A 12,326-nucleotide genomic window follows, 5' to 3' on the forward strand; every position below is an offset into this window, starting at 1 on the left:
CGAACGATTTCGAACTCACCTAGCCCAAGCTACGCATCCGCGCAGAACAGGGGATAAACCATGCCAGCCCCGCAGGCATTGCTCGCATACGATAGCGACGGAATGTTTCCTGACCAGAGCGGCCCGATCGGCCGGAGTCGAACCTTGACGACGCCCGCAGGCGAATCGGTCTTAGTGGCCCTGCTGGGCGAAATTGCGCTACGCAAAGACGGTGCGCTCACGGCGCTACCCGGGGCGCGATCGCGGCTGCTGCTCGCGGCACTGGCCCTGCGCCCCGGTCGCAGTCGCAGCGCCCAGGCCCTGATCGATGAGGTCTGGGGTGAGCAGCCGCCGCGCGCGCCGATGAATGCGCTGCACACCCAGGTGTCGCGGCTGCGGTCCGCGCTGCCGGATGCGGCGCTGGAGATCGGCCCGGCCGGGTATCGCCTCACCTTGACCGCGGATCAGGTCGATTTGACCCTGGCCGACGAACTGCTGCGCGTGGCCCGCGCCAGACAGGCCGATGGCGACCACGCCGCTTGTCTGACCCTGGTCGCACAGGCCAGAGCGCTCTGGCGCGGCGAGCCGGGGGCCGACCTCCCCGCGGGCGAACTCGCCGATGAACTACGCGCCGAGGCGGCGCACCGGTTGTCCGAATTGGCGGCGATCGAGGTCGCGGCCCGGGTCGCGAGCGGCGATCTCGACGGCGCGGCCGCGATCACCCGCCGAACTGTGGCTGCGCAGCCGCTCGACGAGGCCGCGCATGCCACCTTGATGCGGTTGCTGGCCGCGGCCGGGCGGCCGAACGAGGCATTGGATGTTTTCGCATCGATTCGCGGGCGACTGATCGAGGAACTCGGCGCCGACCCCGGTCCGGCGCTGGTCGAGCTGAATACCGCTATCCTGCGCGGTGATCCGGTGCCGGGATTCGCAGCACGGACCGATCGTGGGCCGGCGTCGAATACGTCGATCGTTGTGAATTCGGCCACACCAGGCGATCTGCCAGCGGTGCGGGATTCGGTCGAGCGGTATTCGATCGGACGCGTCCCGGATTCGACCGCTGCCGCACCGCCGAGTGTGCTGTCGGCGATCGGCCTGCGCGCGGCCCCCAATGCCCTGCTCGGACGTGCCGCCGATCTGGACGCGCTCGAGGATCTGCTGTCCCGGTCCCGGGTGACCACGGTGCTCGGCCCCGGCGGCACCGGAAAGACCAGGGTGGCCAACGAATTGGGCGCTCGAGTGGCGCGCCGGGAGTCCGTGGTGCTGGTGGAGCTGGCCTCGGTGCGCGCCGATCCGGCCGCCGATGCCGATTCGCGCGCCGATATCGAGGCCGCGATCAGCACGATGCTGGGCCTGGGCGAGGTCGTCCGGGAGACGGCGTGGCGGCGCACCACCGGCTACAGCGATGCCGGTCGCCGCCTGCGCGACGCGCTCGCCGCCCGCCCGATGCTACTGATACTGGACAACTGTGAGCATTTGATCGATGCGGTGGCCGAAGTGGTCGCCGATCTGGTCGGCAGCTGTGACCAGCTCAGCGTGCTCACCACCAGCCGGGCACCGCTGGCGATCACCGCGGAAACGGTGTATCCGCTGGCGCCCTTGGCGATCGACGCGGCCGGATCGCCCGCCACCGAGCTGTTCATGGCCAGGGCGCGTGCCGTGCGGCCGACGGTGCGGCTGGATCCCGAAGTCGTTGCCCGATTGTGCCGCACGCTCGACGGCCTGCCGCTGGCCATCGAACTCGCGGCCGCGCGGGTGCGGACCATGAGCGTCGAGGAGATCGAAACCCGGCTCGAACACCGCTTCGCCCTGCTGCGCAGCGGAGATCGCTCCTCGCCGGAACGGCATCGCACCTTGTACGCGGTGATCGCGTGGAGTTGGAATCTGCTCGAAGAGTCGCAGCAGATCGCCCTGCGCAGACTGTGCCGCTTTCCGGCCGGATTCACCCTCGATGCCGCCGAAGTGGTGGCCGGTGGGCCGGATGTCGACGACGTAGCCACGGCCGTGGACGGTTTGGTGAGCCAATCACTGCTCACCGTTCTCGACGATGACGAAAGTCTCATCGGAACCCGTTACCGGATGCTGGAAACGGTCCGCGAATTCGGCGAGGAACAACTCGCGCGCACCGGATCCGATGCGGCGGCGGGCATTCCGGGTGCGGTCGATGAGTGTTCCCTGGTCATGGATCGAATGTCGCGCTGGGCGCGTGATTATTCGATCTCGGCCGTGCAGCGCTATCTCTCGGACGCGCAGGTGGCCACCGTGCTCTCGGCGGGTGCTGAGCTCGACAATCTGGTCACGGTGCTGCGATATGCGCTGGAACGCAGGGACGCCCGCACGGTGTACCGGGTCTTCCCGGTGCTGGGCACGCTATGGGTGATGCGTGGCGCGCATATGGAGCTGAGCGGTTGGGCGCTCCGGATTGTCAATCTGGCACCCGAACCCGGTCCGGTGCGCGGTACGGTCGCCGATCTGCAGATGCTCGCACACCTGCAGATCGGTATGCACATGGCGTACCTGGGCGGTGACCTGCGTGCGGTGGGGACCACCCGGGCGCGGATCCGTCGATTGCTTAGCACCGCAATCGATCTCAATAGTGGAGCGCGCTTTCTCGGCGTCATGGCCTGCGGGGATCCCTCGGGTTCGGGCGCGGCCAGACTGTTCGCCGACGGTGCCCGTTCGCCGGATCCGGTGGTGCGCGCGGCGGCGGTGTTCATGCGCGCGAATGTCCTGGAGAACACCGGCCATGTGCACGGCTCCACCCGTGACGCGCTGGCCGCCCTGCAGTTGATCGAAGGCACTGATGTCTGGGGTACGGCGATGGTCACCCAGCATCTCGGACAGCTCGCCGGACAGACTGCGCATTACGCCGATGCGGTCGAGAACTACCGCCGGGCCGCGGAATTGCTGCGGGAGTTGCGCGCACACGAGGAAGCCGTGGAGATGCGCAGCTATCTCGCGGTGTCGCTGATCGGCGCAGGTCGCCTCGCGGAGGCGCGGCGGGAGTTGGGTTTCGCGCTCGGCGCGCCAGATGGTGAACCGGCACACGGTTCTTCGATCGACGACCCGCACATCCGGCGCAACCACCGGCTGGCTCCGGTCGTCATCGGGGTGGCCGAACTCGAACTGGCCGAGGGCGATATCGATGCCGGGCTGCGCCACTACCGTCGGGCGCTTGATCTGTACGGCTGGCCCGATGACGAACCTATGCCAGGACCAGGCATCCTGATGACCGCGAGCGGGGCGGTGGACGCGTACGTGCTCTACGGGCGGCCAGAGGAGGCGGACGATATCGTGCGCACGCTGGTTCGCCTGGCGACGGGCCGCCTCGGGCAATTCTACGATCTGCCGCAGATCGGCGCGGTCGGCAACGCGGTCGGCACCTTTCATCTCGCGATCCGGCACGATTCCGAGATCGGCCTGGAGTTGGTGTCGCTGGTCAGCAAAGTCAGGGCACGACAGGACAATCCGTCGGCCGAATTGCGGCGGCACATCGCGCTGCATCGAACCGCGGTGGGCGCCGACCGCCTGGACGCGGCAATGCACCGGGCCATGGGCTTGCGCAGACGGCAAGCGGCGGACCGAATCCTCGAACTGCTCCAGGAATTGTCCTGTGACAGCGAAAGTCGCGGTGGGTGACTCGTCGTCTCCCACCGCGACTTTCGATTGGCGGTCAGAACTGAGCGGCTTACGCCCGGCGCATATAAGCCCGGACCGCGAGCGGTGCGAAGATCACGATCACGACCACCGAGCCGATCAGCGACCAGGCCAGATCGCTGCCGTAGACATTGCCGTTCATCAGCGCTCGGGCCGTGTTCACCATGTAGTACACGGGATTCACGTGATTGAGCCCCTGCATCCAGCCCGGCATGGTGCTGACCTGAGCGAAGGCGCCGGACATGAAGGTCAGCGGGAACATCACCATCATCGAGATGCCCTGCACGCCAGCGGCACTCTTACCGGTGACACCGACCAGCGCCCAGATCCAGCTCACCGCGAAGGAGCAGACCACGATGACCAGACCGGCGACCACGACACCGGCGAATCCGCCCCCGGGCCGGTAGCCGATGGCCAGGCCGACCAGGATGGTCAGGGTGGTGGCCAGCGCATAGCGCACCATATCCGCGATCAACGCGCCCGCGAGAGCCGAAATGCGGGCAATGGGCAGGGATTTGAACCGGTCGAAGACGCCCTTGTCCATATCCTCGCGCAATTGCGTACCGGTCACGACCGAGGTCAGGATCACGGTCTGCACCAGAATGCCGGGAACCAGAACCGGCAGATAGTTCGACACACTCCCGCCGATCGCGCCGCCGAAGATATAGGCGAACATCGCGGTGAACAGGATCGGCTGAACCGTCACATCGAACAGCTGCTCGGGATTGTGCTTGATCTTGAGGATGCCCCGGTAGGCCATGGTGAACGAGGTCGCCACGGTCTGGCGGAGGCTGATGTGATTGCTGACCTGCGGGATCGAGTGTTGTGCCGCATGCCGCGCGGCCTGATCAGGGGCGGTAATGGTGGTCATGCCGCACTCCGTTCGTTGTCGTCTTCGGCCGGGTGGCCGGTGATGGTGAGGAAGACCTCGTCGAGGCTGGGCTTGCTGACGGTGATCTCGTCGATCGCGATCTCCCACTCGCGCAGGCGGATCAGCAGATCGGCGGTCATGCCCGCATCCTTGAGCGGGGCGGTGAGCCGTCCGGCCTCCGGCGTGATCTGGGCCTCGGTGCCCAGGAATTCGCCGACAATGCGGCGGGCCTCCTCGAGCTGGGCCCGATCGACCAGGGTCAGGTGCAGTGAGGAGCCGCCGATCGAGGCCTTGAGTTGGTCGGCGGTGCCGTCGGCGATCACCTTGCCGTGGTCGATGACGGCGATCCGGTCGGCGAGCTGATCGGCCTCGTCGAGGTATTGCGTGGTGAGCAGCACCGTCGCACCCTCGCGCACCAGACGGCGGATGGTCTCCCACATCTGGGCGCGGGTGCGCGGATCGAGGCCGGTGGTCGGCTCGTCCAGGAACAGCAGTGGCGGTGTCGCGATCAGGCTGGCGGCCAGATCGAGACGGCGCCGCATGCCGCCGGAGAAGTTCTTCAGCGGCTTGTCCGCCGCCTCGGTGAGGTCGAACTCCTCGAGCAGTTCGGCCGACTTGCGCCTGGCATCGATCCGGCTCAGACCGAGCAGGCGAGAGAAGATGACCAGGTTTTCGGTGGCGGAGAGACCTTCGTCGACCGAGGCGTACTGCCCGGTGACGCCGACCAGGGAGCGCACGGCCGTCGGTTCGGCGACGACGTCACGGCCGAAGATGCGGGCGCTGCCGCCGTCCGGGCGCAACAGGGTGGCCAACATGCGGATGGTCGTGGTCTTGCCGGCGCCGTTCGGTCCGAGCACGCCGTAGACCGAGCCTTGCGGAACCGCCAGGCTCACACCGTCGACGGCGCGCTGTTCCCCGAACACCTTGACCAGACCGTCCGCCTCTACGGCGAGCGCTGAATTGGGTGTGAAAGAAGTCATGCACAAGACTTTGCGGCCCGCGTCTTGCACGGTCCTTGCACCACGATGTCGCGCATTCTTGCACCGCGATCGCGCGCCCCAACACCGTTAGGTCATCAACCCCCATGCCACCACAGGTCGCCAACGCAACCGTGGTGGCACCTGGGTCCGGCGCCTAAATACGCGGAGAGGCGGACAAGTATTCGCGGAGCTTGGCTCGGTCGGGCTTACCGGGGCCGCGCAGCGGGAGCTCATCGAGGATCGCGAGTTCGCGTGGGGCGGCGATGGAGTCGAGTTCGCGCACCACGTGGTCGCGTAGTTCCTCGAGGGTCGGAGTAGCGCCGGCAGCGGGGACCACCGCGACGGCGACCCGCTGCCCGAGTCGGTCGTCGGGCAGACCGAGCACCACGCATTCGCTGATTCCCGGATGGGTGATCAGCACGGCCTCCACCACCTGCGGGATGACGAGCAACCCACCGGTCACGATCGCCTCGTCGAGCCGTCCGGTGATGCTGAGCACGCCGTTCTCGTATGTGCCCGCGTCATCGGTGCGGAACCAGCCGGGTTCGGCGAAGGCCGGATGGTCGGGCTGGCCCCGGTAGCCATTGGCGATCATCGCGCCGCCGAGCAGGACGCGACCGTCCTCGATGCTGATCTCGGTGCCGTCCAGCGGAATACCGTCGTATACGCAACCACCGCAGGTTTCGCTCATGCCGTAGGTGCGAACCACATTGATACCGGCCGCTTTCGCGCGTTCATAGACCGGAGCCGGGGTGGCGGCACCACCGACCAGCACGCCGTCCAACTGCGCCAGCGCCGCCGCCGCGGCGGGTGCCTCCAAGGCCTTGATGAGTTGTGTTGGGACCAATGCGGAGTAGCGGCGCTCACCGCGCATACCGGAGATCGCGCCCGCGAGCGCCTCGGGTAGGAAGCCACCGGAAACGTCGAGGACGGTGGGTTCGGTACCGGCCAGGATGCTGCGCAGCAGCACCTGAATGCCGGCGATGTGGTGGGTCGGCAGGGCGAGCAGCCAGGTGCCCGGACCGCCGAGGCGATCGTGGGTCGCGGTTCCGCTGGCCCGCAGCGCGGCGGCGCTGAGCATGGCGCCCTTCGGGAGACCGGTGGTGCCCGAAGTGGTCACCACGAGCGCCACCTCGTCATCGATCGGCTCGCCCGGGGCCAGCGCATCGCTCAGTCGCCGGGCCTCCCTGCGGTCGCTGGTGGGTATCGGCAACCAGGCGGGACCGTTGCCCTCCAACACTTCTCGCAAATGCGGCATTACATCGCCGAGCCCCGATCCGGTCGGCATCGGCAGCGTCCGCAGGGTCTTACTCATGACGGCGCCTCGCCGACACTCGGCTCCATCAGGCGCGGGTCCGCAGTGCGCGGGCGCGCTGTACCCATGGTTCGCTCGCTTCGCTCTCTCACGACTGCACCTCGCTGCTGCTCGGCCCGGTCGTGCGCAGGCGCGCTGTGTTCATGGTTCGCTCGCTGCGCTCCCTCACGACCTTGATCGTGTCATGTCAACGTCACCGCATGCGGCAGGGGTCGGTTTGCTGAGGCGGCGGGAGTGGCTGAGGCCGCGTCAGGGGAGGAGAACTCGGGTACGCCGGACATCGAGACTGCGATTCACTCGGAGGACGGTACTCAGTGGCGGTCGCCCGGACGTCGGCGGTCGGGCGGCCATCCGTGCGTTATCGTCCTCGCCGGGGTCGGCATTGGCAACTCGGGCCGGACCGCCCCGGTCGCCGCTGCCGCCGCGATCAGTCCGGTGACCAGCGCGAATCTCGTCGGATCGGATGCTCGGCAGGCACTTCGACCAAAACGATGGGCACCCCGTCCGGATCGTGCACCCACATTTCGATCAACCCCCACGGCTCCCGCACCGGCGCGCGATCGATGGCGATGCCCTTGAGAGCGAGTTCGGCCGCGGCGTCCGAAATATCGCGTACCTGCAGCCAGAGCGCGCCCTCGAACGCCGTGGAATTACCCGATCCGCCATGCCCGGCCACCTCGACCAGCGACTGTCCAGCGAAGAAAACCGTGCCGCCCGGATACTCCCGCGCGATCGCCAGCCCGAGTCCGTCGCGGTAGAAGGCCAGTGTCGCGCGATAGTCGGCGGGCCGCAGGATGACTCGGCTGCTGAGGATGTCCATCTCAGAAGTACCAGGGGTAGGGGGTCCAGTCCGGCTTGCGCTTCTCCAGGAAGGCGTCGCGGCCCTCGACCGCTTCATCGGTCATGTACGCCATCCGGGTGGCCTCGCCCGCGAACAGCTGCTGGCCGACCAGGCCGTCGTCGAGCAGGTTGAACGCGTACTTGAGCATGCGCTGGGCCTGCGGGGATTTGCCATTGATGTCGGCGGCCCACTCCAGCGCCACATTCTCCAGTTCGGCGTGGTCGACGACCTTGTTCACCGCGCCCATCTGATGCATTTCCTCGGCGGTGTAGGGGCGGCCGAGGAAGAAGATTTCCCGCGCGAATTTCTGGCCGACCATTTTCGCGAGATACGCACTGCCGTAACCGCCGTCGAAGCTGCCGACATCGGCGTCGGTCTGCTTGAATCTGGCGTGCTCGCGGCTGGCCAGGGTCAGATCGCAGACCACGTGCAGGCTGTGGCCGCCGCCCGCCGCCCAGCCGTTGACCAGCGCGATAACCACCTTCGGCATGAACCGGATCAACCGCTGCACCTCGAGGATGTGCAGGCGGCCGGCGCGGGCCTGGTCGACGGTGTCCGCGGTCTCGCCTTCGGCGTACTGGTAGCCGCTGCGGCCGCGGATGCGCTGGTCACCGCCGGAGCAGAAGGCCCAGCCGCCATCCTTGGGGCTCGGTCCGTTGCCGGTGAGCAGGACCGCGCCGACGTCCGGGGTCATCCTGGCGTGATCGAGCGCGCGATAGAGCTCGTCGACCGTGTGGGGACGGAACGCATTGCGCACCTCCGGCCGATCGAAGGCCACCCGGACGGTGCCCTGTTCGATATGCCGGTGATAGGTGATGTCGGTCAGGTTCTCGAACCCCGGAACGGGCCGCCACAGCTTCGGATTGAACGTCACCCCAGTGATTATTGCTTCCGTCGATAATCCGGGTGCCAGCGACTTCCATGCGAACTTCTACGGTGCCGATGGCGTTACTCGACGGTACGACTTGACGGTGTAAAACTACGCGTTACCGTGCAGGGATGGATGCAGTATCGCGGAGCGATTCAATGCGGGGCGGCGGTCCGGCGACGGGAGGGCGTGAGGCAGTGAAACGGGTTACCGAGCGAAGTGTCGGATCCGGCCCGCGCATCGACCACAGTGCCGTGGACGAATCCCGGTACGAGAAGCACGGTGGCTTCCCCAAGGTCTCCCGCGCCAGGATCGGGGCCAACTTCGGGCCGTTCGTCGAGGTCATGCGCACGCTGCAGGATCTGGCCGTCTCCGTGGACGCGCCCGACGAGGTCTTCGGTGACGCGCTCGCCCAGGCGCGACAGCTCGTCGAACTGCTCGAGCCCTACCGTGCGCCCGAACTCCAGGGCCCGGCGGGCCGCGCGGTCGAATTGCCCGGGCGCGGCAGCCTTTTGCTGCTGCCGTGGCAGGTGGTCGAGGCCGGACCCGACGGCATCGAGATGACCGGTGAGTTCCGCCGCTACCACCTAGGCGGCAATGGCGCGGCACACGGCGGTGTGCTCCCGCTGCTCTTCGACGATCTGCTCGGCATGATCGTGCATTACGCGGGACGACCGATCAGCCGCACCGCCTACCTCCATGTGAACTACCGCAAGATCACTCCGCTCGAGACGTCGCTGACCGTGCGCGGTCGCGTCGACCGCATCGAAGGGCGCAAAACGTACATAACCGCCGAATTGGCCGATGAGCAGGGCAATGTCCTCGCGGATTGTGAAGGATTGATGGTCGAATTGCTGCCGTGGCAGCCGTAGCTGGATGAGCGCCGTGTGACCGCGCGCACCAGTGCGTATAGTGACGTGCGCTCGTTCATCGACATCGATTCCGGAGGAACCTGAAAGTGGTTGCAGCACTGTCTGAATCCCTGCTCGACGACGCTAAGCGCACGGCCTTCCTTGCCGATGCCAAGGAGGTTCTGGACGCCGAGGTGTCGGACAAGGGTGGTGCGTCTGGCCTGGCGGTCAAGGGTGGGTACGCGGCGGTCAAGAAGCTCAGCCCGGGCATCGTGCCCGATGCGCTGGAGTCATTGGCGCCCAAGCTCGTATCGCAGCTGGAGCCCTTCTGGCAGGAATACACGGCCGCGGGATCCGGCAGTTTCGCCGACCTGCTGGTCGCCAAGTCCGATGAGGTCGCCGAGGCATTGCTCGCGGTGACCGACGCGCGTGCCGCGGCCTCGACGCGTCCGGCGCTGCAGAAGGTCTACTCGTCGATGCGTTCCTCGGCCAAGAAGAACGTCATCGAGGCCCTGCCGCGCCTTGGCGACCTGGTCCAGCGCCACGCTTGAGTTCGATTTGCAGCGCCTGCGGCGCTGCGTGTTCGCGGCCCCCACTATCCCAATATTCAGCATCGCGTAGCGATTCGATGAGGGGTGGCGGTCGGGCGACGGGTGGGCCTCGCATCCGAGTAGTCGAGACTCGCGCCTACGGCGCATGCGTTTCGACTACTCGGCTGAGTTCTGTGGCCGAGCCTTCGGCTCGGACGCGAGACGGGCCGCGAACTCCTCGCTCATAAGACTTGCCCCGTCGTGGTCGGTAGGGCGGTGATCCTTGCGCCGCATATCGAATCCGCTTCGGCGAGGCGGATTTTAGATTTGTGGCGCATACCGGCCGCCCGCGTCCGGTGGTGGGCGCGGGCGGCAAATTCCCACTCGAACACCTGTTCGTGAGGGAGCGTGGCGAGCGAACCATCGGCACAGCGCCCCCTGGGCACAATGGTGCCGAGCGCTAGCGAGGTGCCATTGTGAGCAGGGTGACGAAGACGTCGGAGCAACTGTCTGAGAGGCTGGAGGCGTGAATCCGTCTACAGCACAGGCGCAGGTGGTCGTTGACGAACTCGCGCGCGGGGGTGTGCGAGACGTCGTTCTGTGTCCTGGGTCCAGGAACGCGCCGCTGGCATTCGCCCTCCAGGCGGCCGATGCGGCGGGCAAGCTGCGGCTGCATATGCGCATCGACGAGCGGACCGCTGGCTTTCTGGCCATCGGGCTTGCGATCGCCAGCCGATTACCGGTGCCGGTCGTCATGACCTCGGGGACCGCCGTCGCCAATCTCGGTCCCGCGGTGCTGGAGGCGAACTACGCCCGGGTTCCGCTGGTGGTGCTCAGTGCCAACCGGCCCTACGAAATGCTCGGCTCCGGCGCCAATCAGACCGTCGAGCAGTTCGGTCTGTTCGGCAGCCAGGTGCGTGCCTCGATCAGCCTCGGACTCGCCGAGGAGGAATGCGGGGACGGTGCGCCCTACAGCCAGCAGAACAGCCAGTGGCGTTCGGCAGTCTGCCGGGTGCTGGCCGCGGCCCGCGGCACCCGCTCCGGCAATGCCGGGCCGGTGCATTTCGATATTCCGCTGCGCGAGCCGCTGGTCCCGGACCATGCGCCGGGTGAATCGGCGCCGCAGGGGCGCGCCAGCGGTGCCGCGTGGACTTCGACCCAGTACGCGACGCTCGACGTCCCACTCGAACTCGATCTGACACCCGATACGGTCGTCATCTCCGGCCACGGCGCCGGATTGCGTCCGGAACTGGCCGAGCTGCCGACGGTCGCCGAACCCACCGCCCCGATGCACGGCCCCGCCCTGCATCCGCTGGCATTGCCGCTGCTGAAGCCGCGCCAGGCGATCATCACCGGGCGTCCGACACTGCATCGTCAGGTCGCGAAGGTGCTCGCCGATCCGGCCGTCACCGTCTACGCGCTCACCACCGGTCCGCGCTGGCCCGATGTCTCCGGCAATGTGGTGGGCACCGGAACCCGGGCGGTCACCACGGGTGCGCCGCGCGCCGAATGGCTGGCGTACTGCCGGGAATTGAACGCGCGGGCCGTTCAGGTGGTCCGCGCGGAACTCGCCAAGCATCCGAAGCCGACCGGCCTACATGTCGCCAATGTGGTGATGGACGCACTGCGCGAGGGTGACCAGTTGCTGCTCGGTGCATCCAATCCGGTGCGTGACGCGGCCCTGGTCTCCCATCCGCACCCCGGTATCCGGGTGCTGTCCAATCGCGGCGTCGCGGGCATCGACGGCACCGTCTCCACGGCCGTCGGTGCGGCACTGCACCACACCGGTCGCACCATCGCGCTGATCGGTGACCTCACCTTCCTGCACGACGCCTCCGGCCTGCTCATCGGCCGCGGCGAACCCCGGCCCGCCGATCTGACCATCGTGGTCGCCAACGACGACGGCGGCGGCATCTTCGAACTCCTCGAACAGGGGGACCCGCAGTACGCCGGTGTCTTCGAGCGCGTCTTCGGCACCCCGCACGGCATGGATCTGGCCGCGTTGTGCGCCGCCTACCGGATCCCGCACAAACAGGTCGATCCGGAGCAGCTGGCGGCCGAATTGGCGGGGCATGCGCATGGTATGCGCGTGCTCGAAGTGGCGACCGAGCGCTCGAGCCTGCGGGAGTTGCACGCGACGGTGCGGGCCAAGATCGCGCCGTGAGCCGAGAGCTCAGTACGCCGGACCCGGTTCGTGATCGTCATCGAGCGGTACGGCGATCGACTGCTCCACCACATCGGCCGGATCGGCGCTGAAGGCGTCGCGGTCGACGGCGGCGACCAGATCGCGGTCGCTGCTGATATCCGCCCTGTCATCGTCGTAGTCGGGGTAGGCGACGACGGACTGCTCGACGTAGTCGGCCTCCCCAACCTCGTCCAGCGTGCGGGATGTGCTGGGATCGGTCATCGTTCACTCCTCTCCGCGCGTGCTCTG

10 protein-coding genes are annotated in these 12,326 nt (G+C 67.3%); 4 read left to right on the forward strand and 6 right to left on the reverse strand.

Going from position 1 to position 12,326, the window contains the following annotated elements:
* Window positions 1-144: 144 nt before the first annotated feature.
* Entirely contained in the window at window positions 145-3,618 is a 3,474-nt protein-coding gene (locus ABZ293_RS11340) for a BTAD domain-containing putative transcriptional regulator (RefSeq protein WP_355179545.1), read from the forward strand.
* Between the two features lie 49 nt (window positions 3,619-3,667).
* On the opposite strand, the gene ABZ293_RS11345 is transcribed toward ABZ293_RS11340, so the two are convergent.
* The 5 genes from ABZ293_RS11345 to ABZ293_RS11365 all read right to left on the reverse strand — a co-directional run bounded on the left by ABZ293_RS11345 (window position 3,668) and on the right by ABZ293_RS11365 (window position 8,517).
* Window positions 3,668-4,507 carry an ABC transporter permease gene (locus ABZ293_RS11345; protein WP_355179547.1) on the reverse strand — a complete coding sequence of 280 codons (840 nt, stop codon included), beginning with the start codon at window positions 4,505-4,507 and terminating at the stop codon, window positions 3,668-3,670.
* Window positions 4,504-5,487: an ATP-binding cassette domain-containing protein gene (locus tag ABZ293_RS11350; RefSeq protein WP_355179549.1), complete on the reverse strand. Its 984-nt coding sequence runs from the start codon at window positions 5,485-5,487 to the stop codon at window positions 4,504-4,506. Before ABZ293_RS11350 ends, ABZ293_RS11345 begins: the two co-directional genes overlap by 4 nt.
* 154 nt (window positions 5,488-5,641) lie before the next feature.
* Window positions 5,642-6,802 (reverse strand): o-succinylbenzoate--CoA ligase, encoded by a 1,161-nt coding sequence (gene menE, locus ABZ293_RS11355; RefSeq protein ID WP_355179551.1) that lies wholly within the window; start codon window positions 6,800-6,802, stop codon window positions 5,642-5,644.
* Between the two features lie 427 nt (window positions 6,803-7,229).
* A complete protein-coding gene (locus tag ABZ293_RS11360; RefSeq protein WP_354959899.1) occupies window positions 7,230-7,622 on the reverse strand; it encodes a VOC family protein in 393 nt (130 codons plus the stop codon).
* Window position 7,623: 1 nt separating this feature from the next.
* Window positions 7,624-8,517, reverse strand: a complete 894-nt coding sequence (locus ABZ293_RS11365) for a 1,4-dihydroxy-2-naphthoyl-CoA synthase (RefSeq protein WP_354959900.1) — start codon at window positions 8,515-8,517, stop codon at window positions 7,624-7,626.
* 248 nt (window positions 8,518-8,765) lie between these two features.
* On the opposite strand from ABZ293_RS11365, the gene ABZ293_RS11370 reads away from it, so the two are divergent.
* The 3 genes from ABZ293_RS11370 (at window position 8,766) to menD (ending at window position 12,056) form a co-directional block, all read left to right on the forward strand.
* On the forward strand, window positions 8,766-9,383 hold the full coding sequence (locus tag ABZ293_RS11370) for a PaaI family thioesterase (protein ID WP_355179553.1): 618 nt from the start codon (window positions 8,766-8,768) through the stop codon (window positions 9,381-9,383).
* Between the two features lie 86 nt (window positions 9,384-9,469).
* A complete protein-coding gene (locus ABZ293_RS11375; RefSeq protein ID WP_355179555.1) occupies window positions 9,470-9,913 on the forward strand; it encodes a hypothetical protein in 444 nt (147 codons plus the stop codon).
* A 505-nt stretch (window positions 9,914-10,418) separates the two neighbouring features.
* Complete coding sequence (gene menD, locus ABZ293_RS11380) at window positions 10,419-12,056, forward strand: 2-succinyl-5-enolpyruvyl-6-hydroxy-3-cyclohexene-1-carboxylic-acid synthase (RefSeq protein WP_355179557.1); 1,638 nt, start codon at window positions 10,419-10,421, stop codon at window positions 12,054-12,056.
* Window positions 12,057-12,065: 9 nt separating this feature from the next.
* On the opposite strand, the gene ABZ293_RS11385 is transcribed toward menD, so the two are convergent.
* Window positions 12,066-12,299, reverse strand: coding sequence for a hypothetical protein (locus ABZ293_RS11385; RefSeq protein ID WP_355179559.1), 234 nt, complete (start codon window positions 12,297-12,299; stop codon window positions 12,066-12,068).
* Window positions 12,300-12,326 lie beyond the last annotated feature (27 nt).

The organism is Nocardia sp. NPDC005998, assembly GCF_040614395.1.
Taxonomy (GTDB): Bacteria; Actinomycetota; Actinomycetes; order Mycobacteriales; family Mycobacteriaceae; genus Nocardia.